Source organism: Tatumella sp. JGM118, assembly GCF_018257515.1.
GTDB classification, from domain to species: Bacteria; Pseudomonadota; Gammaproteobacteria; order Enterobacterales; family Enterobacteriaceae; genus Tatumella; species Tatumella terrea.
Genome location: NZ_JAERJR010000022.1, coordinates 15,169 through 36,230, shown reverse-complemented (window position 1 = coordinate 36,230; position 21,062 = coordinate 15,169). Strand labels below are relative to the sequence as shown.

Annotated in this window: 21 protein-coding genes and 1 tRNA gene; 11 read left to right on the top strand and 11 right to left on the bottom strand. The window is 52.2% G+C overall.

What is annotated here, in order from left to right; all coding sequences use genetic code 11:
• The first annotated feature begins 42 nt into the window (after positions 1 to 42).
• Positions 43 to 780, top strand: coding sequence for a methyltransferase domain-containing protein (locus tag JK223_RS14960; RefSeq protein ID WP_212714949.1), 738 nt, complete (start codon positions 43 to 45; stop codon positions 778 to 780).
• On the opposite strand, the gene rnhA is transcribed toward JK223_RS14960, so the two are convergent.
• Positions 762 to 1,328 (bottom strand): ribonuclease HI, encoded by a 567-nt coding sequence (gene rnhA / locus JK223_RS14955; RefSeq protein WP_212714948.1) that lies wholly within the window; start codon positions 1,326 to 1,328, stop codon positions 762 to 764. The two genes, JK223_RS14960 and rnhA, sit on opposite strands and share 19 nt — an antisense overlap.
• Between rnhA and dnaQ the strand changes: the two genes are divergently transcribed.
• Together dnaQ and JK223_RS14945 are read left to right on the top strand one after the other, a co-directional pair.
• Complete coding sequence (gene dnaQ / locus JK223_RS14950; protein WP_212714947.1) at positions 1,282 to 2,013, top strand: DNA polymerase III subunit epsilon; 732 nt, start codon at positions 1,282 to 1,284, stop codon at positions 2,011 to 2,013. The genes rnhA and dnaQ overlap by 47 nt on opposite strands.
• A gap of 131 nt (positions 2,014 to 2,144) precedes the next feature.
• A tRNA-Asp gene (locus tag JK223_RS14945) sits at positions 2,145 to 2,221 on the top strand.
• 132 nt (positions 2,222 to 2,353) lie between these two features.
• On the opposite strand, the gene JK223_RS14940 is transcribed toward JK223_RS14945, so the two are convergent.
• Positions 2,354 to 4,633 (bottom strand): cation-translocating P-type ATPase, encoded by a 2,280-nt coding sequence (locus JK223_RS14940; protein ID WP_249213646.1) that lies wholly within the window; start codon positions 4,631 to 4,633, stop codon positions 2,354 to 2,356.
• 90 nt (positions 4,634 to 4,723) lie between these two features.
• On the opposite strand from JK223_RS14940, the gene cadR reads away from it, so the two are divergent.
• The 4 genes from cadR (at position 4,724) to JK223_RS14920 (ending at position 7,932) form a co-directional block, all read left to right on the top strand.
• Entirely contained in the window at positions 4,724 to 5,167 is a 444-nt protein-coding gene (gene cadR / locus JK223_RS14935; RefSeq protein WP_212714946.1) for a Cd(II)/Pb(II)-responsive transcriptional regulator, read from the top strand.
• Positions 5,168 to 5,322: 155 nt separating this feature from the next.
• The gene (locus tag JK223_RS14930; RefSeq protein ID WP_371813161.1) at positions 5,323 to 6,204 is read left to right on the top strand and encodes an extracellular solute-binding protein; all 882 of its coding nucleotides are present in this window, start codon (positions 5,323 to 5,325) and stop codon (positions 6,202 to 6,204) included.
• Between the two features lie 8 nt (positions 6,205 to 6,212).
• Entirely contained in the window at positions 6,213 to 6,995 is a 783-nt protein-coding gene (locus tag JK223_RS14925) for a molybdenum ABC transporter permease (protein WP_212714944.1), read from the top strand.
• Positions 6,996 to 7,317: 322 nt separating this feature from the next.
• Positions 7,318 to 7,932 carry an alpha/beta hydrolase gene (locus JK223_RS14920; protein ID WP_212714943.1) on the top strand — a complete coding sequence of 205 codons (615 nt, stop codon included), beginning with the start codon at positions 7,318 to 7,320 and terminating at the stop codon, positions 7,930 to 7,932.
• 346 nt (positions 7,933 to 8,278) lie between these two features.
• Here JK223_RS14920 and JK223_RS14915 read toward each other — a convergent pair whose 3' ends face one another.
• From JK223_RS14915 to JK223_RS14900, 4 genes are all read right to left on the bottom strand, one after another.
• On the bottom strand, positions 8,279 to 8,755 hold the full coding sequence (locus JK223_RS14915; protein ID WP_212714942.1) for an OmpA family protein: 477 nt from the start codon (positions 8,753 to 8,755) through the stop codon (positions 8,279 to 8,281).
• Entirely contained in the window at positions 8,752 to 9,969 is a 1,218-nt protein-coding gene (locus JK223_RS14910) for a diguanylate cyclase domain-containing protein (protein WP_212714941.1), read from the bottom strand. The genes JK223_RS14915 and JK223_RS14910 overlap by 4 nt, the downstream gene beginning before the upstream one ends.
• Positions 9,970 to 9,973: 4 nt before the next feature.
• On the bottom strand, positions 9,974 to 10,534 hold the full coding sequence (locus tag JK223_RS14905; RefSeq protein ID WP_371813160.1) for a YfiR family protein: 561 nt from the start codon (positions 10,532 to 10,534) through the stop codon (positions 9,974 to 9,976).
• A 555-nt stretch (positions 10,535 to 11,089) separates the two neighbouring features.
• Complete coding sequence (locus tag JK223_RS14900; protein WP_212714939.1) at positions 11,090 to 11,260, bottom strand: hypothetical protein; 171 nt, start codon at positions 11,258 to 11,260, stop codon at positions 11,090 to 11,092.
• Positions 11,261 to 11,499: 239 nt separating this feature from the next.
• Between JK223_RS14900 and JK223_RS14895 the strand changes: the two genes are divergently transcribed.
• The gene (locus JK223_RS14895) at positions 11,500 to 12,495 is read left to right on the top strand and encodes a LacI family DNA-binding transcriptional regulator (RefSeq protein WP_212714938.1); all 996 of its coding nucleotides are present in this window, start codon (positions 11,500 to 11,502) and stop codon (positions 12,493 to 12,495) included.
• Positions 12,496 to 12,500: 5 nt separating this feature from the next.
• On the opposite strand, the gene JK223_RS14890 is transcribed toward JK223_RS14895, so the two are convergent.
• The 3 genes from JK223_RS14890 to JK223_RS14880 form a co-directional block, all read right to left on the bottom strand.
• The gene (locus tag JK223_RS14890) at positions 12,501 to 13,895 is read right to left on the bottom strand and encodes a GH32 C-terminal domain-containing protein (protein WP_212714937.1); all 1,395 of its coding nucleotides are present in this window, start codon (positions 13,893 to 13,895) and stop codon (positions 12,501 to 12,503) included.
• Positions 13,896 to 14,267: 372 nt separating this feature from the next.
• Positions 14,268 to 15,125, bottom strand: a complete 858-nt coding sequence (locus JK223_RS14885; RefSeq protein ID WP_212714936.1) for a PA4780 family RIO1-like protein kinase — start codon at positions 15,123 to 15,125, stop codon at positions 14,268 to 14,270.
• Between the two features lie 501 nt (positions 15,126 to 15,626).
• Positions 15,627 to 16,379, bottom strand: a complete 753-nt coding sequence (locus JK223_RS14880) for a histidine-type phosphatase (RefSeq protein WP_212714935.1) — start codon at positions 16,377 to 16,379, stop codon at positions 15,627 to 15,629.
• A 183-nt stretch (positions 16,380 to 16,562) separates the two neighbouring features.
• Between JK223_RS14880 and JK223_RS14875 the strand changes: the two genes are divergently transcribed.
• Genes JK223_RS14875 through JK223_RS14865 form a run of 3 tightly spaced genes read left to right on the top strand, consistent with a single transcriptional unit; the run spans position 16,563 to position 17,973 of the window.
• A complete protein-coding gene (locus JK223_RS14875; RefSeq protein WP_212714960.1) occupies positions 16,563 to 16,886 on the top strand; it encodes an antibiotic biosynthesis monooxygenase in 324 nt (107 codons plus the stop codon).
• Positions 16,879 to 17,268 carry an amino acid-binding protein gene (locus JK223_RS14870; protein WP_212714934.1) on the top strand — a complete coding sequence of 130 codons (390 nt, stop codon included), beginning with the start codon at positions 16,879 to 16,881 and terminating at the stop codon, positions 17,266 to 17,268. The genes JK223_RS14875 and JK223_RS14870 overlap by 8 nt, the downstream gene beginning before the upstream one ends.
• Positions 17,269 to 17,973 carry a helix-turn-helix transcriptional regulator gene (locus JK223_RS14865; RefSeq protein WP_249213645.1) on the top strand — a complete coding sequence of 235 codons (705 nt, stop codon included), beginning with the start codon at positions 17,269 to 17,271 and terminating at the stop codon, positions 17,971 to 17,973.
• Positions 17,974 to 18,426: 453 nt separating this feature from the next.
• On the opposite strand, the gene JK223_RS14860 is transcribed toward JK223_RS14865, so the two are convergent.
• Positions 18,427 to 19,752: a uracil-xanthine permease family protein gene (locus JK223_RS14860; RefSeq protein ID WP_212714933.1), complete on the bottom strand. Its 1,326-nt coding sequence runs from the start codon at positions 19,750 to 19,752 to the stop codon at positions 18,427 to 18,429.
• A gap of 51 nt (positions 19,753 to 19,803) precedes the next feature.
• Positions 19,804 to 20,928, bottom strand: coding sequence for an aryl-sulfate sulfotransferase (locus tag JK223_RS14855; protein ID WP_371813153.1), 1,125 nt, complete (start codon positions 20,926 to 20,928; stop codon positions 19,804 to 19,806).
• Positions 20,929 to 21,062 lie beyond the last annotated feature (134 nt).

Sequence of the window (21,062 nt, the reverse complement as noted above, 5' to 3'; positions counted from 1 at the left end):
AAACACCTCCGGTTATACTGAACGTTCTGATGATGGTAAAACATGAAGCCAGCTAAGACACGACAAATTCTGAAGGCCCCTGACCACTGGGAAGAAATCCCCTGGGGAGATTTCTATCGTGAGGCCTTGCATCAGCACCTTCAGCCTTATCTCAGCAAATTCTATGGTTTCCATTTACTGAAAATAGGGGCTCTGAGTGCGGCGATTGATACCGAAGAGTGCCCGGTCAGTCATCAGTTTACGGTGAGCCCTGACGGGCTGCCCGGTGGCGTCGCCGGTAATGAGATGCGGCTACCCTTTTTGAGCAAATCTATTGATGTCTGTTTTCTGGCGCATTCCCTGAGCTGGAGCCAGGACCCTCATCAGGTTCTGCGGGAAGCCGACAGGGTATTGATTGACGATGGCTGGATAATACTGACCGGCTTTAATCCCTACAGCCTGCTGGGGGCAGGGAAACTGCTGCCCTGGCTGCATCGTCGCCTGCCCTGGAGTGGCAGAATGTTCAGCCAGGGGCGGATGATAGACTGGCTCAGTATTCTGAATTACGAAATTATCTGTAGAAAAAGTTTCCAGGTGGTGCCCTGGCGCCGCAATGGCGGTAAAATTATGACGGCACATCTTCCGGTACTGGGGTGTATGAATTTGCTGATTGCCCGGAAACGGACCTATCCGCTGACGCCTAACCGGAGTGCATTGCCGGCAGGGAGACCCAGACTCCGTACTGCTGTCAACGTGACCCGGCAATGTTCGGAAGTTAAACCTCAGGATGCCGATAAATAGCCGGTGTCTTCCTGAGTCGGTGAACCGGCGGCATCGCGGGCAAGGACATCACAGCGTTCGTTTTCGGGATGTCCGGCATGTCCTTTTACCCATTGCCAGTCAATGGTATGGGATTGCAGGGCGAGGTCCAGCCGCTGCCAGAGGTCGACATTTTTGACCGGTTTTTTATCCGCAGTTTTCCATCCGCGCTTTTTCCAGTTGAATATCCACTGGGTGATCCCCTGGCGCACATACTGACTGTCAGTACTGAGCGTCACTTCACAGGGCTGTTTCAGTGCTTCCAGAGCCACGATGGCCGCCATCAGCTCCATCCGGTTATTCGTGGTCAGCCGGTAGCCTTCACTGAACTCTTTTTCGTGGTTTCCGTACCGTAAAATGGCACCGTATCCGCCGGGGCCCGGGTTGCCGAGACAAGAACCGTCGGTGAAAATTTCTACCTGTTTGCGCATCTCTGGTAGACTTCCTGTAGTCAAAAATCCAAGTCTGACATAAACGGGCCCTATGAGCACAGTAAAAAACCGCCAAATCGTCCTTGATACAGAAACCACCGGTATGAATATGGTGGGGGTTCACTATGAAGGTCACCGCATCATTGAGATTGGTGCGGTGGAAGTGATCAACCGTCGCCTGACGGGGAATAACTTCCATGTTTATCTGAAACCGGATCGGCTGGTGGATCCGGAAGCTTTCGGGGTCCACGGGATCTCAGACGAGTTTTTGCTGGATAAACCGGAGTTTTCTCAGGTTGCGGATGAGTTCCTTGACTACATCCGTGGCGCAGAACTTGTGATCCATAATGCCTCGTTTGATATCGGCTTTATGGATTATGAGTTTGAAAAGCTCAACCGGGGTCTTGCCAAAACGGAAACATTTTGTGAGATCACCGATAGCCTGTTAATGGCACGAAAAATGTTTCCGGGAAAAAGAAACAGCCTGGATGCGTTATGTTCCCGCTACGATATAGATAACACCAAGCGAACGTTGCACGGCGCATTGCTCGATGCCGAAATTCTCTCCGATGTTTTCCTGGCAATGACTGGCGGGCAGACATCACTGACCTTCAGCAGTGAGAATGATCATTCAGAACAGAGTGACGGGGGGATTATTCATCGTGAGGTACGTAATGCCGGAGGATTACGTGTCGTGCGTGCCAGTGAGGATGAGATCAGTGCCCATGAAGCGCGACTGGATTTAGTGATGAAGAAAGGCGGCAGTTGTTTGTGGCGTATTTAACCGTATGGAATTGTTAATAAAACAGCCTTGAGATTAAAAAAGCGGCAAACGATTCAGTGGTAGCATAAAAACCATTGACGGCATGGATGAAGGCCATTAATATTCGCCTCGTTCCCGACGGGGAATGAAGCGGAGCGGTAGTTCAGTTGGTTAGAATACCTGCCTGTCACGCAGGGGGTCGCGGGTTCGAGTCCCGTCCGTTCCGCCACTATTGCAGGGCCATGTTATTTATAACGTGGCCCTTTTTGTTGTCTGTCATTCGTGAAAGCCTTCAGCCGGATATGGCCTGCACGGTAGCAGGCGATACCCCCGTACTCTGCTTAACGGCCCGTCACTGATTTCACGCTTTTTTCTCCTCAGTTCCGCGAAGTATGCGTAATCCGTTAGCGACCACCAGCAGACTGGCACCGACATCCGCAAAGACGGCCATCCACAAGGTTCCTGATCCGCACAGGGTCATGATCAGAAAGACCAGTTTGATTATCAGCGCCAGTGAAATGTTCTGGGTCAGGATGCGGCCGGTTCGCTGAGACAACCGGACAAACGCAGGGATTTTTCGTAAATCATCATCCATTAATGCCACATCAGCCGTTTCGATGGCGGTATCGGTGCCGGCCATCCCCATGGCAAAACCGATATCGGCCCGGGCCAGTGCCGGGGTGTCATTGATGCCGTCACCCGCCATTCCGGTGACGCCTTTCAGGCTATAATCTTCAATCGCCTGTAATTTATCCTCTGGTAACTGTTCTGAACGGGCATGATCAATACCGACCTGGCGGGCTATTTCCTCCACGGCAAAGGCATTGTCCCCGGACAATAACAGGGTTTTGACGCCCAGCTGATGCAGTTCAGCAATCGCCTGGCGGCTGCTCTCTTTCACCGTATCTGCCAGAGCAAAAACGGCTAATAGTCCGGCCTGACTGCCTAAAAAGACCAGGGTTTTTCCCTGACGTTCCAGGGCTTCATAACGCTTGTCATTATCGGTGATATCGATCCCCTGAGTCGTCAGTAGCCGGCGATTTCCCAGCCAGTGCTTCTGCCCATCAATCAGGCCGGTAATTCCCTGGCCGGTAATCGCTGCAAAGGCCTCTACCGGTAACCGTGACTCGTGATTACTGTAACGTACCAGGGCTTCCGACATCGGGTGGTCAGAAAATCCGGACAGGCTCCCGGCCAGCCTGATGGCCCGGGCTGCGTCCGGGGCTCCGCAATTTAACACATCCGTGACTTCCGGCTGACCGTGCGTCAGCGTACCGGTTTTATCCAGTGCCAGCCATTTCAGCTTACGTCCCTGTTCGATATACATACCACCTTTGATCAGTATCCCCTGACGCGCGGCCGCGGTGAGGCTACTGACCAGTGTCACAGGCGTCGAGATCACCAGAGCACAAGGGCAGGCAATCACCAACATCACCAGCGCATTGTAGATCCAGACAGACCAGGATTGCGCAAAGAGCAGTGGCGGGATGATGGCAAAGACGATGGCCAGCAGGAAAATTACCGGGGTATAGATCCGGGCAAACTGATCGACAAAACGCTGGGTCGGGGCTTTGCTGGCACGGGCCGATTCCACTGAGCGGATGATCCGTGCGAGAGTGGTTTCTTTGACCGTTGAGGTCACTTTGTAGTCAAAACTTCCGGACTCATTTAATGTGCCGGCAAAGACGGCGTCATCGGGTTTCTTTTCTGCCGGCAGACTTTCTCCGGTGATCGCTGACTGATTAATCGTCGAGTGTCCGCTGATAATAATACCGTCAAGACCGATTTTCTCACCCGGTTTTACCCGTACAATGGCTGATAGCGGTACCTCTCCGGGCTGCATTTGCTGCCAGCTGCCGTCAGGCTGCTGCACATTCATCCACTCAGGCGCCAGCCGGAGTAAGGTATCAATCGCATTTCTGGCTTTATCGAGTGCTTTTGCTTCGATTAATTCGGCAATATTGAACAGCACCATAACCATCGCGGCCTCCGGCCACTGGCGGAGTAAGATGGCCCCGGTGACTGCCACACTCATCAGCGCATTGATATTAAGGTTCAGGTTTTTAACGGCAATCCAGCCTTTTTTGTAGGTCTTCAGGCCGGAAAGTAGCACGGCAATAATAGCGAAAGTCGCCTGCAGTCCGTCCGGAAACCGGAACCAGTGCAGAATTTCCGCACCGAATGCCAGCACGGCAGCAATAATGAGGGGCCAGTAATTCACCTGAGTCGCAGGACGCGGAGCCTGTGTTGTGGTGTTGTCAGGCAGTTCAGGCTCAAAACCCAGCGAGCGAATAGCCTGCAGTACCGGGGCCAGTGCATCAGGGTGATGTGTGACCGTCAGGATCCGCTCGATCAGATCAAATTGCAGGTCTGTCACGCCAGCCATTCCGGTGAGCTTACCGGTGATCAGATTTTCTTCGACCGGACAGTCCATCTGCATAATCCGTATCGCCGTTACCTGGCCTTCGGCACGCGTTACGCTCGCCGGGAGCGGTGTTAAAACGGGTTCAGCGGTCTGGCAGCAATGACCGCCGTTATACTGATGTTCCGCCGGTTCAGGGACGATACGCTGAATTGACGGTATTTTTTTGGGGGTCTGTAAGGTATCAGAAGCAGACGATGTCCTGTTATTTTTATTCATGTTGTTCATTTTTCATCCCATCGGGTGTAACCTGGTAATGACAGTAAAAACCCTGAAGCCAGTATAGGGTCAAGAGGTGGAGGAAAAAAAATGAGGATTGGTGAGCTTGCCAGACAGTCGTTATGCAGTGTCGCAACCATTCGTTACTATGAGCGGGAAGGGCTGCTACCTGAGGCTCTTCGGGATCAGGCCAATAATTACCGTGACTACACGCACCGGCATCTGGAAACGCTGATGTTTATCCGGCGCTGCCGCGCTCTGGATATGGCACAGGATGAAATTAAGCGCCTGTTGCAGGCCCGTAGCCAGCCTGAAGCCGGGTGTGAAGTGATTAATCAGTTAATTGATGAACATCGCTCGCATGTGCAGGCGAGAATTACCGAGCTGGTGGAACTGGAAAAGCAGTTAAGTGAGTTACAGGCGTTTTGCCATGATAATTTGCCTACCCGGGATTGCGGTATTCTGAAAGAACTTGAACAGCCGGTTTCAGAGGCGCCACTGCTGACAGGGAAACATATCAGCAGTACACATTGACCCGGAATAAACTTCTGTCGCACTGTTCGATTATTAAGCATAAACAGATTGTATTTCCGGAAAAACCTCCCGATAATCGTTATGTAATTAATTATATAACGGAAGGAAAAAAAGGGATGTCTAAGGGTAAATTAATCTGTTCGTTAGCCGTTATTATGTCGGTCAGTCTTCCTGCACTGGCCTCGGAAAATATCCGTGTCACTTACGCCGGCTCGATGGGGAAAGTGATGGACCAGGCCCTGGGGCCGGCCTTTGCACAGCAGCAGAAAGGTGAATATCAGGGACAAGGTCAGGGGGCTTACGGGATGGCCCGCTTACTGGCCAGCCATAAAATTACCGCCGATGTCTTTGTCTCCATTACCCCGGGCCCGATGCAGATACTGAAGGATGCCGGTCTGATCGATAATGCCGTCCCGATCGCCAGTACCAGTATGGTCATTGCCTATAGCCCTAAAGGTAAATATGCCGCTGAGTTTGCCGCCGCGAATAAGAAACAGGACGGAAGCTGGTTAAATGTACTGGCGACGCCGGGACTGCAGTTTGGCCGTACCGATCCTTATCTGGATCCGAAAGGGCAGAATATCGTCTTTACCCTGTTACTGGCTGAAAAATATTATCAGAAGCCAGGCATTGCGGATCAGGTGATGGGTTCGGTACAGAATCCCCGTCAGGTGAACCTTGAAGGCGGTTTACTGACGCGTCTGGACAGTGGTCAGGTGGATGCGGCTGCCGGATATGAGAGCGAAGTGATTTCCGCCCGACTCCCTTATGTCAAACTCCCGGACGAAATTAACCTCAGTAATCCGCAAATGGCGAAGCAGTGGTATGACAATGTCAGCTTTACCATCAAAGACAGCAAAGGGCAGGATAAAGTGCTGCACACTCAGCCTCTGGTCTATTACGCGGCGGTGCTGAAGAATGCGCCGGACGGTGTGGCTCAGGGACAGAAATTCGTCGATTTCATGCTATCCGCGCAGGGGCAGAAATTATTGCAAGCCAACGGTTACGCCAGTCCGAAAGGCAATGCCCTTTACTGATCTGATCCATGAAATTACTGACCCCGCGGTTGTCACTGCTACCGGTGCTGGCTTTGCCGGCGCTGTTTTTGCTGGCATTGCCGTTTGCAACCTTACTGGGGATCACCCCCTGGAGACACTTTAGTCTCGCCTATGGCGACAGTCATGCCGTCATGGTCTCGATAGGCTACGGCTTACTGGCATTATTGCTGATTGTGATCATCGGCTTACCTCTCGCCTGGTGGCTGGCAACATCGGTCCGTGGCGGGGGGATCCGCCGTATCGCGGAGTTGCTGGTGTTACTGCCACTGATGACCCCGCCCCTGGCCATGGGGATATTACTGATCTCTGCCCTGGGGCCTTACAGTTTGCCGGGCCAATGGCTGGCGGCAGTGGGGGTGACACTGGTGAATAACCCGCTGGCATTTTTACTGGCGCAGATTTATGGCGGTTTACCTTATTTTATTGTCACTGCTCGTTCGGCTTTCTCGGCCGTACCGGCCGCGATTCTGGAAGCCGGCAGAACCCTGGGGGCCGGGCCATTTCAGCGCTTCCGGCTTCTGGTTTTGCCGTTATCGGCTTCAGGGCTGGCATCGGCGGTTGCGCTGGCCTGGGTCAGGGCGGTGGGGGAGTTTGGTATCGTGATGATTTTTGCCTATTTCCCGCAGGGAATGCCGGTAAAACTCTATACTAATCTGCAGAATGATGGTGTGGATGCTGTGTATACCCTGGTATGGATCCTGCTGCTGGTCACGCTGCCGGTACCTTTGCTGTGTTTTATGCAAACAGCAAAACGTGAACGAATAAAATAATCGCTGGCGTCCTGTTGCCGCCCGGTTCCGGGGCGGTTATCCGGTCCCGGGACCCGGTACGGTAGAGCGGCGGTGCAGGGCGACGGCAGTTTCCGGCAAGACCCGGTCATCCGTCCCGATACTGGCGGATAATCGTTTATCCGCACTGTTCTCATCCCCCTGCTTACTCTTGCGGGTCACTACCGTGACAGGCTGCGGTAATCTCTTTTGGTTGTATGCTTTGCTTATTTTTCATGTTGCGAAAGTCTTGCGCGGGAGACAGACTGCTGCAAACTATTCTGCCCCCGCCGTTGCGAACCAGGGTTTTTGAGGAGAATGAGATATGGCATCACGACTGTTTATCGTGCACGGATATATGGCTGCACCTGAACACCACTGGTTTGACTGGCTGAAACAGCAGATGGCGCAGGCAGGTGTTGCCGTGACTGTCTGTCGGTTACCGGCTTCACATACGCCGGACCCTGACGCCTGGCTTTCTGCACTGGAAGAAGATATCGGCGAGCCGGATGAAGATACCTGGCTTATCGGGCACAGTCTGGGATGTATAACATTGCTGAATTATCTGACCCAACGTCATCCGCAAGCCCCGGCCGGAGGGATATTACTGGTTGCCGGGTTCAGCGAACCGGTGCCGGGGCTGGAAGCACTCAGTGCTTTTACCCGCACCCCCGTCAACGGCACTTCCGTGATCCGCCGGATCAAACAACGTGCAGTGATCGCGTCCCTGAATGACGATATCGTCCCGGCCGAATATTCGTTACGACTGAGTCAGCAATTAGCGGCCCGTTTTTACGGATTACCTGAACATGGCCACTTTCAGGGGAGCGACGGTGTGGTGACGTTCCCTCTGGTCGCGGAACTGTTAAAACAATTCCGGGCAGAGAAAGTGACCGCGGATGAAATCTCCTTCTGCGGGGAAGCTGAACAATCATCCTGACACCCGGTAAATGCCCGGCCTGGCCGCCGTCCTCAGCAGCATACTTTGAGTAAAGATATTACCCGCAGAACGGCGTCTGCCCCAGGGGGCCATGCATCGTATCGGTCTTCAGTGTTGATGCCATCCGGACAGAAACTGACAGACCAGACTCTTTGTATCGCAGGAGCAGAAAAAACGGGGCAGGGCTATCTTCGCAGGTGCCCCGGCGAGGAGGATAGTGCGGTAACGGGGCGGGTTTGATGTGGAGGGGGGTGCCGGAATGCGACCCTGAGCCGCGCAAATCTTCCCGGATAACCCGCTGAGTCACCTCTCTCCGGCACTGAAACCTGTGCCGGAGAGGAGGCTGTCAGGGAGAGGAGATGATAATAGCCACACGACGGTTTTGTGCCCGCCCGTCACGGGTGTGGTTACTGGCAACGGGGTTATTCTTGCCCATCCCCCGGGTCAGGATATTTTCTTCAGGGATCCCGCCGCCGGCAGCCCATTGTGCAGCCACCGTGTTAGCCCGTTTTAGTGACAGCTGCTGATTGTATGCCGCGTCGCCATAGTTATCGGTATACCCGTAGATATGCAGATGCCTGATGCCAAGAGCAGAGAGATTCGCCGCCATTTTATGAATACTGGTTTTACTTTCCGCGGTCAATTTTGAGTCGTTAATACCGAACAGGATCCTGTCCGACAACCCCAATGACCAGTCCCCGCCCTGCTGACTGAATCCTTCCTGTTTCATCCCTTTTATCTGTTCTGTCGTAAATTTCCCACCAGACTGACAGCCGGCGGTGCAAAGAACACATAAAACGAGTAAGACAGACGCTATTTTCATGGGATCCCTCTTTTGTGTTTTTTATTTTTGTACATATTGATATCCGCCCGTTCGATAATATCTTTCTCGGTATCCGATGCGTGTGACCAGGTATAACCAATCGTCACCGAGGTGTTTATGTTCACACCGTTGTGCAGGATAATCGGTCTGGATATTTCTTCGGCGATCTTCTTTAATAAACTGCTGACCTGGGGCTCTGTGGTCAGGTTTGTCATCAGCATGGCGAATTCATCACCCCCTATTCTGGCGACCATATCATTTTCTGCTTCAAACTGGCTTAAACGCTGGCTCACGGCTTTCAGTACCTCATCCCCGGCACCATGCCCCCAGTTGTCATTGATATATTTAAAACGATCACTATCAATAAATAATAAAACAAAGCGTTCATGTTCTGCTTTGCTGATCAGCTGTTGCAAATGGATGATGAACGCCGAACGGTTGTAGATACCGGTCAGAGGATCTTTCAGAACTTTATCTGCCAGCGACTGATTTTCACTTAGCAATGAGGCCTGAAGTGATTGTATTTCTGAAAGTAATTTGTTGATGTCATTAGATAAAATATTAAATTCTTTGATTTCTATTGGCGGGACCCGGCGGGAAAAATCGCCGGACTTAATAATGTTATGGATCAGAAAGGTAATATTCCTTAGCGAATTAACAATGCCTTTGTGCAACCGCTGACTGACAAAGGCTGATGCTGAGATGACAAAGACAATTCCTGTCAGCAGAATGATCACCGAGTATTTTATAAAATCGACAACCGCATTGACGTTACCGGTGATGGTTAAATGCCCCACAATTTTGTTGGCATGCACAATATCATTGACCAGAGGGGCAGAGAAAATCCATTGCCGAATCAGGTTGTCTAACCGGTTACCCGTTCCCTGTTCCGTAATATTTCCCCATTGAGCGATCACCGTATTCTTATCCGTGGTCAGTACGGCGCAGCTGAACATCCCTCTGACTCCGGATTGTGCAATTTTTATCGTGGCGTCGTGCGAATCTTCAAAAACCACACTGGCCGTCAGACTGCTACTCAGAATGGTGGAGATCAGTTCAAGGTTTCTGACTTCATAGCGTTTAATAAACAAAATGGATGTCGAGAACAGAAATAACCAGCAAAAAAACAGGATCAAGGTGGCATTAATTGCACTGACTTTACGAAGCCGGTAAATCAGTGATGCTTTGTCCTTTCTGCTTTTATCGTAATCCATGACATCAGTATCCTTTACGGGAAAGTAACAAGACATCAGGGCTGACCCGGACCCCGCTTCTGGAGAGTGAGTCAAGATTGACTGAAAATGCGGGAGGTGTCTGATTCATCAGCAGGCAAAAAACGGCTCCTGATATACATTCCGGATTATTCTCAGCGATGGACAGCGTGGGTTTACCTGCAGTGGTTGCCAGAATCGCAGATTGCTGGCGTGGTGTTTCACGGCCGAAATAAATGGCGTCACATTGCACGTCTGGCCGGCTTTTCCAGTCTGTAATATAGGTCACATTGAATGACCTGGCTGGCGTCATATTTACGGCATCTGCTGAAAAGGCGATATGTTTTGCTGAAGAGAACACACAGAGTCTGGGCAGACCCGTTTTTCCGGGCCAGTGGGTAAAGCTAATAATACCACTGACAATCCGGTTCGCTGTGGTATCTGCTGCCGGGGAGGAAGCCTCTGCAGATTTTGCTTCAGGCAGCAGCAGGCAGAGCAGTAACAGTGATGTTAATACTTTTTCCTGAGAGTGGGTTCGCAGATTCCTTCTGCCACGTGATCTCAGCACTTTCAATGGTTGTATCATGCAGATATAAGGCCCACAGAAAATTCATACGCAGCACGGAATCCCTGTGCCCGATGACAATGGACGGAGAAAATCATAAAAATAGCCTGCTAAGGTATATACGCCGAAAATATCCGGGGCGGTGGTCTGATATTCTGACGATAATAATAGTCACTGACCGGATGAAAATAACTGTCTGCAGACGGTGCGTTGCTCTTTTAGTAAGGCAGCCAGACATTAAATCCGGGAATGAAAGAGGCGATATTTTCTTTCGGGGGGGAGTCATTGTCAACGGAGCTACAATAGGCAGACCCGATGATACGATCAGTATTCATTGGTTTTTTTATTTTAACCAGGGTTGCAGATTATTTTATTTTCCTGACTGCAACAGTAAGTAAAAATAATCTTTAGCAGGAAGAAAAACAGGGTGATGAGTTTCTCTTAGGCATAGGTTTTATCGCGTTGGGGCAGGGGAGAGGGCAGTGTCTGCCTGGCAGGGTACTGAGCACCCATAAGGCTCCCAAAGAAAGACCGGAGCCCGTAAAGGCTCCGGATAAATCAGGCCTGAGGTCCGCCGGCAGGGCCGTGACCCAGAGGACCACCAGGGACGGATTGTCCGCTTGGCGCTTCGGGTCTGCCATGATCGACGGCGTCACTGTGATACTGACATCCAGCCAGCGCAGCCAGTGCAACCAGTACTAATAATCCTTTTGAGGCATTGGTAATCATAACTCACCCTTAAATTAACGTTAATGAATTTTGATAAATACAAATAAAGCGTAGTTGACTATTAATGATTCTGCAAAATATCACTTCAAAATATTTAACCTGTCAGCTCCGGAAATCTTTGAATAATAGCGGAGTGTTGACGAACCTCTCTCTCCGGAAGGAGGGGGGAAGGGGGCAATTCAAGACAGTCACAGAGAGTTTTGCTAAAGTGCCCGTAACAGACAAAGAGCGGATGGTTTATGGTTTCATTAAAAGATGTTGCGCGCCTTGCCGGTGTCTCAATGATGACAGTTTCACGGGTTATTAATAACAGTGATTCGGTACGGCAGGATACGCGGGAAAAAGTCTCCCGGGCCATTGAAGCCCTGAACTATGTTCCGGACCTCTCTGCGCGAAAAATGCGCGGTAAGGGACGTCATCCCTCGACACTGGCGGTACTGGCGCAGGATACCGCTACCACCCCTTTCTCTGTGGATATCTTACTGGCCATTGAGCAGACCGCCATTGAGGCTGGCTGGAATTGTTTTCTGATCAACATATTTTCCGATAGGGATGCAGCACGGGCGACCCGTCAGCTATTATCACACCGGCCGGATGGTATCATCTATACCACCATGGGCTTACGGCAGGTGACGATTCCGTCATCGCTGCGGGACAAAAATATGGTACTGGCAAATTGTCTAAGCACCGATCCTGCACTGCCGGCTTATATTCCCGATGATTACCACGCTCAGTATGACGCAACCGACTATCTGATCCGTGCCGGTTACCGGCGTCCGCTCTGTGTCTGGTTGCCGGAAGGCGCACCTGCCACCGGCCCCAGACGGCAGGGATTTGAAGATGCCTGGAAAGCTGCTGGTCTGGAGATTGGGCCGGTCGCGCAATATTATATGGCCAGGGGCGATCAGTATGGCACGGATCTGGTTGCTATCCTGGAACCTTACCTGCGGGAAGGCCGTCCATTGTTTGATGTGCTGGTCTGCGGTAATGATCGTGCGGCTTTTGTGGCCTATCAGATCCTGCTGGCCCGCGGGCTGAGGATCCCGCAGGATGTTGCGGTGCTGGGCTTTGATAATCTGGTGGGAGTGGGGCACCTTTTCCTGCCATCACTGACCACGGTCCAGCTTCCCCACGAGACCCTGGGCAGGGAAGCCGCCCTGCACATCATTGAAGGGCGACAGACCCATGGCCCGCAACGGATCCCTTGCCCGCTACTGATCCGGGAGTCGGCGTGACAGCATCAACTGAGTTCTGATAGCTCTCCCCGGAGCAGCGATGCTTCCCCTTGCGCAGCATACAGTGAAAGCTGACGATCGTTTGCCCGGGGATAAATCCGTCCGGACAAAACCTGCCCGCTGTCATTAACAAAAACTTCCAGTGACGAAACATCGATAAAGATCCGCAGTGAAATGCGGGCTCCTGCGGGCAGACGGATACGCTGCTGATCATCCAGATCTACGTCGGGGTAGCAACGATGCAAAGTTAACCATCCGGCCTGTTGATCAATCAGCAGTCTTGCTCCCGAGCCCAGCTGTAAGCCATAAATCTCTGCGGTGGTGTGCCCGGTATCCCAGCATAGCTCAGCTTCAATCGCCAGAGCATTATCATGGATGACACGGGACTCCCGCAGGCGGCCTGACGGAAGGGACTCCGTCTGCCGGCGTAAATTGATGACTTCCCGGACGGGCTGCTGGAGATATTTCCCGCCGGATTCAGTGAGTTCCCGGGGAAGGGTCATATACCCGGCCCAGCCCTGTGACACCGTCGGTACACCGGAGCCCGGGGAGAGCATGCTGGCAATCAGTATTCTTCTGCCATCCGGCGCCAGACAACTCAGCGGGGCCGAAAAGTTCGGTTCTCTGGCTGCAGAAGGCATCCCCTGAACAGAATGAAGGGTTTCTGTTGATCTGATTGGCGGGCGTTTCAGACGATCCTGCGTGACGGGATCGATGCCCTCGCCGGGGGCCGTCAGCAATAGTCGCTGCTTTTCAATAAAGTGATCCGCATAGCCTTTGATCGGATCTCTCACCGATACTGTGCTTCCGGCCAGTGTCCATTCCGATAATGAATTTCCCCGGTAAATCAGACTCTGTTCTGTCTTTTCCTTACTGAGACCATTAACAACCATCCACCATTGATCGCCATGAAAGCAGACTTCCGGATCCCGGAACTCAGAGATCCCCGCCGGAGGCGAGAGGATCACGCCTTGTTTTTCGAAGCGGACTCCATCTTCGCTGGTGGCAAGACACAGTGACTGGCCCGTCGTATCCTCATATTGTGCTGTGTGCTGGCCGGTATAGATCAGTGATAATTTGCCATTATCATTGACTGCGCAGCCGGAGGCACAGCCCCCGCCATCCGCTTCGGTGTCCGGAGCCAGGGCGAGTGGCTCATGAAACCAGCGGAGCAGGTCTGTACTGGTGGCATGCCCCCAGTACATCCTGCCAGGTTCTGCACTCAGGGGATTATGCTGATAGAAAAGATGATACCGGTCCTCAAACCAGATAAGACTGTTTGGGATGCCCATCCGGCCAGCGGGCGGAGCGAGGTGATAGCGCGGGTAAAAGGCATTTCCGCGCTGGATCATCTGTTGTGTCAGTGCAATCTGGGCGGCATACAGCGGAGAGAGGATCATCTTCATTTCCGGAACGGGTGATTGTTAACGTTAACTTTTTTATTCAGACAATGTCTAATCGGCTATCCGGGATGATAAACGTAAATGTTAACGTTAACTATTGTTTTTGAAGACATCGCGTACCCGGCCTTTTGTTTAATAAGCAGATGATCTTCAGGGGGGCTGAGGCTGCTTCAGGGCAGAGAGAGGAAGCAAGGTTCCGGAGAGAGCATCACTGAACATGTTTTTAAGAATAAACTGACGCGTGCTTCCGGACAGAGAATGGAAAAATTAACTGCTGGCCTGACTGATGCAACGGCCGGTGATCGGCCGGCGGTAAAGTATTCCTTGAGGGAGAGTTACATCGGGAGATATCAGCATGAGAAAGGGGGACTAGTCTTCCTCGTCACGCGCTTTTCCGGCACGCAGTCGTTCATAATGTTCGTCTTCTGCAGTAATAATCTCATCCAGCAGGGAGTCCATGTCGACCGTATGTGCTTCTTCTTCAAACAGCCCGGTCAGTGGGGTTTCCGGCGTAAGTTTGCCGTTTTCATACAGCAGCCAAATCTCTTTTGCATACTGTGTATTCAAAAGTTGTGGTGCAAACCGGCCATAGTAAGCGGTAATATTCCCGACATCGCGGGCAAACATCGACTCCGCGTGATTGTTTGCTGACGCATCCACCGCCTGGGGCAGGTCGATGATCACCGGGCCTTCAGCCGCCTGTAGCACATTGAACTCTGATAAATCCCCGTGCACTATCCCGGCACATAGCATACGGACAATATTACGGATCATAGTGTGGAAACCGGCCAGCGCTTCTTCCCCGGTCTGCATGACATCACTAAGACGAGGAGCTACCGCACCTTCTGTGTCCGTCACCAGTTCCATTAGCAGGACGCCATCAATGCACATATAAGGCTGAGGAACCCGGACACCTGCATTCTCCAGCCTGAACAACGCATCCACTTCCGCTGTCTGCCAGGTTTCTTCCTGCTGTTTGCGCCCGAATTTAGAATTTTTCTGCATTGCCCGGGCACTACGTGAATTACGAACGCTGCGTCCTTCACGATAATGCACGGCCTGTTTGAAGCTGCGTTGAGTGGTTTCTTTATACACTTTGGCACAACGGATTTCTTCACCACAGAGTACCGTATACACATCGGCCTCTTTACCGCTTTTCAGGCGCTGAAGCACCGCATCGATCATTCCGTCATCGATGAGTGGCTGGATTCTGTGAGGAATTTTCATGCGGCGTTATACCTTATTCAAGCCGCTATTCTTAGCAATAACACAGAAGCAGATACTGTAAAAATGGGCAGTGTGTGGATGAATTTTTTTTGATTATACCGGATAAAAGAAATTTTGGGATCTCTCCGTTAAACGCATAAGTAATCACGATTGTGGATTCAAAACCACTCATTATCCCGTAACACGTTCTCCGGGCCCGCAGCCGTCTCCGCAGAACCGGGCCGCAGGCATCCGTCACGGTAATATTTCAGCGACCGTAAGATGAGCAACCGAGCCGGACATAACATCATCGTGGGGGATATGCCCCGGAGTTAGCTCTCTTCCGGTTGCCCGGAGAGATTTGTTACGCCCATAGCCTTTCACCGGGCATACCTTCCGTCAATCCGGGCGTAAACCACAATTCCGGAGGGGCTTCTCCCTTATTCCGGTACAGAGAGAAGCGCTTTAACGGTTAACAGTGAATGAGTTGCGGTTCCCCCGGGCCAGAGGGGAAAACATCCTTTACTGAAACACCGGCAGGTCTTTGCCGTCATTAACCCGATGTGCTTTCGCCAGTTGCGTAAATACATTCAGCGGACATAACTCCCCGACGGCGGTATCCCGGCATCCGGAGTGTCTGAATTCCGCGACCGGCAGAGGGTCCTGCGCATTTAACGGCGAAAGCTGACGCCATTGGTCTGATGTTCTGGCGGTGAAGGTCAGACGGATAAACCGTTGTCCGGTCTGTTTATCCGGATAGTTTTCGATGAGCAAAGCCTCGCCTGGCGGAATATCGTTGCGGGGATAGAGTGGCGGCAGTTGCCAGTTAAAACCAGGCATCGTCTGGATTGGCGCAATATTCGTATCATGCGCAGTAAAGATAACCAGAGGACTCAGTAAAGTATCATTGTCTGATCTCTGCGATGCATTGCTGCCCTGAACAGGGATAAACGCATGGATTATCTGGCGCATTAACAGCGAACCGCCGTGGCTGGCATTTTCCAGGGTGTCACTGACAAGATCATATTTAGCCGCATGCAATGCCATCAAATTACTGACCTGACGGGCATCTCTGGCATGACCAAAGGCGATCCCGGACAGTGGCAGGTTTTCGCTGTATTGCAGCCGGATGGTTTCGCCAATATTAGCCCCTTCGGAGACCGGTCCGCCTGATTTGATTTTGCCATGTTGGCTGATATTGATTTTCCAGGGGCTATCCGGAAACCGGCAACTGTCTGTCGTCTCTGCACAGACCGCCTTACGTAAATCAGCCACTGCTTTCTCATAGGTTCTCTGCCTGAGCCGCGGGGTGAGGGCGTTGTTCACTCACTGACAGGGCGGTGGGGCAGATAACCGCCAGCTATGCCCTGATGCCCGGAAGCCATACTTCGGTACAGAACGAAGCGGGATGTTATTACCGGTATTAGCATGAGTGAACATTCCCAATGGAGAGACATCATGATAGCCGTACTCTTTGAAGCAGATATCCGTGCTCAGTCACAGGAACGATATTTGGAACTGGCCTCAGCACTAAAACCGATCCTCGCGGAAATCCCGGGGTTTATTGCGATTGAACGTTTCCGCAGCATGAATGACCCTGAGAAAGTACTGTCCCTTTCATGGTGGCAGGATGAGGACGCTGTACTGCAGTGGAAAAACCATGCCTTGCATCTGGAAGCTCAGGAAGAAGGTAAGCGATCTGTTTTTTCTTCATACCGGATACGTGTTGCCAGTGTCTGTCGTGATTATTCTTCGGATAAGAGGCCTCTTCAGCATGTATAACATTCATATCATCCTGCGCAATACCCCGAGCGCATTGGCGATGATGGGCCGCTTACTGGGGCAGAACCGGATTGGTCTTGAAGGTGGCGGAGTATTTACGGTGGGCGAAGAAGGGCATGCGCATTTTCTGGTTGAAGAGGGAGAAAGAGCGCGCGATGTGCTGACACAGGCGGGGTTCGATGTCAGAAGCGTATGCCGGCCATTGATCCGAAAATTATCACAGGAAAGGCCGGGGGAACTGGGTGAGATTGCCAGGTCACTGGCGCAGTGTGGTGTGAACATTCTGGTACAATACAGTGATCACCATAACCGGCTGATACTGCTGACCGATAATGATAACCAGGCCGCGGAAGCGACCAGACAATGGGAAACTGCAAGTTAAATGAGCCACGGCAACGATGGAATAAAGAGTGAGGCAGAAGATTCGCTGGAACAGGCGATGTCAGTCTTTGCCTCGGCTATCGCCGATCCCTCCAGGGCCAGCATTTTATGCGCCCTGATGGATGGCAGAGCCTGGACAGCAACAGAGCTCAGCATAGTTGCCGGGATTGCCCCTTCGACTGCCAGCGGTCATCTGACCCGTTTGCTGAATAACGGGCTGGTTGTCTGCCTGATGCAGGGACGTCATCGCTATTACAGTCTCGCCGGTGCGCACATTGCGGGGTTGCTGGAAAACCTGATGGGAGTTTCTGTGCAAACCCGCCATACCGCCGTGACCCGGACACCTGTACCGTTGCGGTATGCCCGTACCTGTTACGATCATCTGGCCGGCGAACTGGCCGTAAAAATCTATGATGCTTTATTGAGGGAGAACTGGATTGTTGCGGACGGCAGCGCTCTGACCGCAGCAGGAAACGCACACTTCACAAAAATGGGCGTGGTAATGGATCCCCGATCCCGACGCAAGCCTTGCTGCGCATGTCTTGACTGGAGTGAACGACGCTTTCATCTGGGCGGCAGCGCCGGGTCAGGTTTACTGTCGCTGTTCGATGCGAAAGGGTGGATCCAACGCACCGCCGGCTACCGTGAAGTCCGGGTCACTGAAAGTGGCAGTAGCGCATTACCCCGCTGGTTTAATCTGAAATAGCGGCAGGATACTCCCTGATGCCGGGAGTGTCTGAAGCGCGTATCCCCGCGTCTGGCAGACCTCAGGTAGTCGCCTGGCCTTCTGAGCAAAGCGCAAAGCGGCACAGATCCCTTTGTCATTTTTATTACGGGCGAAGATCGCAGAATTCTCTGACACTCTACCCTCATTTCAGGGCCAGACCCTGGCACCCAGCCCTTCAATTTCACCGGTCAATGGCCTCCATGGTTCCGTACCGGACAGCCGGATTTCAAGGGCCGATCGATGCGCCTCAGGGGATGGGGGAAATCGTAATCTCCTTAGATTGATATTTCAGCCGTAATGGCAGTGAGTCGCTGTTGATCGGTTACTGTCGATCCCGGGATGGCTCAACGACAGTAACCGAAAGCGGGCGTTCGAACCACATAACACACCTCTGCTGGCATGGCCCGCTCCTGTTCCACGGCAGATAGTTGCTTAGCTTTTCATTCGTACCGCAGACCGCCTTTCACTCATCATAAATAACGAATTAACGAGTATCGATGCCATCGTTCCTGCGGCCATGCCATTTCCCAGTACCATCTGTATTACTGAGGGGAAGTTCTGATACACCCCCGGCACGAGGATAGGTAACATTCCCATCGCCAGGCCAAAAGCCAGTGCATAAGTTTTCGCGGGCGAGTGTAATGGTTCACGTGCGATCATACCGATCCCGATGACTCCGATAATACTGAAAACCATCAGCGCCGTACCACAGACGACAGGGGCCGGCAGGCAAGCGGCAAGGCGCACCAGCGGCGAAAACATGGCGGCAAGTATTAAGATCACACCAGCCAGGCCAGTGACGTGGCGCGATTTAACATTTGTCGTGCGTACAACACCGATATTTTCACCGGAGGTAATGATCAGTGAGGTCCCGAAGAATCCTCCCAGCAGGGAAATAATGGCATCGCCGCGGATGGTACGGGGAACGGTCTGCTGAATATTTTGTGTGGATCCAACGATCTCTGCAGTTGCAATGGTTTGCCCGGTCGCTTCAGCCATAGAAATTACTGAGTAGATGAGTAACGGTAACGACGCAGTAAGGTTAAAAACGGGCCAGCCGAAGGGGATAAATTGTGGCAGACTCAACAGCGGTCCGTGGCTAAGACTACTGAAGTCGGTATTGCCGGACAGCATCCCCAGCAAGGTACCCGCCAGCAGCCCGAACATGACCGATAACTGGCGCAGGATCCCGGTGAATACGAGCGCGAAGATCATAGTGATCAGAATGGTCGCCAGAGCCAGCATAATATTCGCCGGCTGAGCATAATAGCTACTGCCGGGATGACCGATGATAAGCCCGCCATAAAGTCGGATCAGGTTAACGGAGACCAGTAACAACATAATTCCGATGATAAACGGAGGAAAATGATGCAGAAAACGACGAAAAACAGGCAATGCAATAAAGTAAAACAGCGAGGTTAAAATCACCGCACCTGTCGCTGTCCGGATATTGGTTTGCAAAGCGATAGCAATGAAAATTGCGATCGGCGCTCCCCCGGGGATCATGATAAACGGTAACCGTGCACCGAAGCCGCCTATTCCCCGGCTCTGCAGTATAGCCCCCAGACCGCACATCATGAAGGTCGCGCTGAGCAGTGACGCGGTGACGTCACTGGTGAAATGAAGCGCCTGCGAGATAAGAAAAACGGCAGTGATCGGCGTGGCGGCCGCGACCATAACATGTTGCAGAGCCAACAGACACCGGGTCTGCCAGCGTAAGTTTTCGTTATCCGGCACAACAGAATTTGAATCTGACATACCTGCCTCCGTAGAGCGTTGTGACTTCTCCGCCATCAGAGCGGAGAACGATTATTTCAGCCAGAAGATATCGTTCGCTGAGTAACGGTGCGCGCGGAAGGCACTGTTTTGCTTACCAGGAATGATCCCCTGGCTGAGGTGTGCCGGGTACTCATTAAAATAAGGAATAATGTATTCCCAGACCGTTTCACCTTGCGGAGTGACTTCAAAAAGACGGCCAAAAGCCGATTCGCAGATAAAGGTGTTACCGTTCGTCAGGCGCTGTGCACTTCCCATGTAGGGTGAGAAAAAGGCAGGGGGGAAAATATCGCGATATTGCCAGTGAATGGCCTGTGTGTGCGGGTCGAATTCCAGCACGGTTGAGTGCGGCGAGGTTACGCCAGGCCGCAGGTTACCGTTATCGAACACCAGGATTGTGCCATTTTCCAACTCGACCGGGGTATGTTGTTGTGCGACAACATCGGGGCCAGCGTGCCAGACCACCTTACCACTCTCTTTTCTGACGGCAATGACTCCGGAGGTGGTACGCAGGCTCATCAGTACCAGTCCCTCGCGGGTAACGGACAGGCCATTGATCATCGGCCAATGACGACGATCGAAGATGTCATGTACGGGGAAATTTTCCGGTTCCAGATGTTCCCACGCTCGCCATTCCCATACGACATCACCGTGACGATTAACCTCCTTTACAACATCACTCTGAATGATTCCGTCCGGTGCATCGCGGCGAGGGTCCCCGCCGATGACCCGCTTTGCGATATCCGCCGGCAGAGGGGCTGCTGCGGTGTAGAGTAAATTCCCGTTTGGCAGCCATTGAGCATCGTGATGATGGAAAATGTCTTCATAATGCCAGACAACTTCATTATCTGGCGTCACTTCATAGAAGTCGCCTCCATGCCAGAGATCCCATGCCGGATAGAGGTTGGCTGATGTGCGATGGCTGCCGTTGTAGCCCAGGTTGCCGTTAGGCAGCAGTACCGCATCACGTCCGGCACGGACGGGAAGTTGCCACTGGTGTACAACTTCACCCTGTTCATCGATCAGATAAACAAGGCCTTCTGATGTCTGCGGGGCGAAAAGTGTATAGCCACCAAACCTTTTTTCTTTGTTTGCGAAAGTCAGCCCGACCGGACGGCGGCCCAAAGTGAATGTTGGATCCTGATGTTGTTGCACCACGTAACCTCCTGAACTGCGGAATTTACCGAAAAAAACCGTCATTAAAACGTTTTAATGAAACGATATTAGACAGGAGTGTGGAGTGGAGATCTACGGGAAAGCGCTGCCTGGTAATATGATATTGTTATGAAATA

Coding starts and splice junctions, on each gene's coding strand:
- JK223_RS14960 (WP_212714949.1), top strand. CDS start 43: ATGAAGCCAGCTAAGACACGACAAATTCTGAAGGCCCCTGACCACTGG.
- dnaQ (WP_212714947.1), top strand. CDS start 1,282: ATGAGCACAGTAAAAAACCGCCAAATCGTCCTTGATACAGAAACCACC.
- JK223_RS14940 (WP_249213646.1), bottom strand. CDS start 4,633: ATGAATAAAAATAACAGGACATCGTCTGCTTCTGATACCTTACAGACC.
- cadR (WP_212714946.1), top strand. CDS start 4,724: ATGAGGATTGGTGAGCTTGCCAGACAGTCGTTATGCAGTGTCGCAACC.
- JK223_RS14930 (WP_371813161.1), top strand. CDS start 5,323: ATGTCGGTCAGTCTTCCTGCACTGGCCTCGGAAAATATCCGTGTCACT.
- JK223_RS14925 (WP_212714944.1), top strand. CDS start 6,213: ATGAAATTACTGACCCCGCGGTTGTCACTGCTACCGGTGCTGGCTTTG.
- JK223_RS14920 (WP_212714943.1), top strand. CDS start 7,318: ATGGCATCACGACTGTTTATCGTGCACGGATATATGGCTGCACCTGAA.
- JK223_RS14915 (WP_212714942.1), bottom strand. CDS start 8,755: ATGAAAATAGCGTCTGTCTTACTCGTTTTATGTGTTCTTTGCACCGCC.
- JK223_RS14910 (WP_212714941.1), bottom strand. CDS start 9,969: ATGGATTACGATAAAAGCAGAAAGGACAAAGCATCACTGATTTACCGG.
- JK223_RS14900 (WP_212714939.1), bottom strand. CDS start 11,260: ATGATTACCAATGCCTCAAAAGGATTATTAGTACTGGTTGCACTGGCT.
- JK223_RS14895 (WP_212714938.1), top strand. CDS start 11,500: ATGGTTTCATTAAAAGATGTTGCGCGCCTTGCCGGTGTCTCAATGATG.
- JK223_RS14890 (WP_212714937.1), bottom strand. CDS start 13,895: ATGATCCTCTCTCCGCTGTATGCCGCCCAGATTGCACTGACACAACAG.
- JK223_RS14885 (WP_212714936.1), bottom strand. CDS start 15,125: ATGAAAATTCCTCACAGAATCCAGCCACTCATCGATGACGGAATGATC.
- JK223_RS14875 (WP_212714960.1), top strand. CDS start 16,563: ATGATAGCCGTACTCTTTGAAGCAGATATCCGTGCTCAGTCACAGGAA.
- JK223_RS14870 (WP_212714934.1), top strand. CDS start 16,879: ATGTATAACATTCATATCATCCTGCGCAATACCCCGAGCGCATTGGCG.
- JK223_RS14865 (WP_249213645.1), top strand. CDS start 17,269: ATGAGCCACGGCAACGATGGAATAAAGAGTGAGGCAGAAGATTCGCTG.
- JK223_RS14860 (WP_212714933.1), bottom strand. CDS start 19,752: ATGTCAGATTCAAATTCTGTTGTGCCGGATAACGAAAACTTACGCTGG.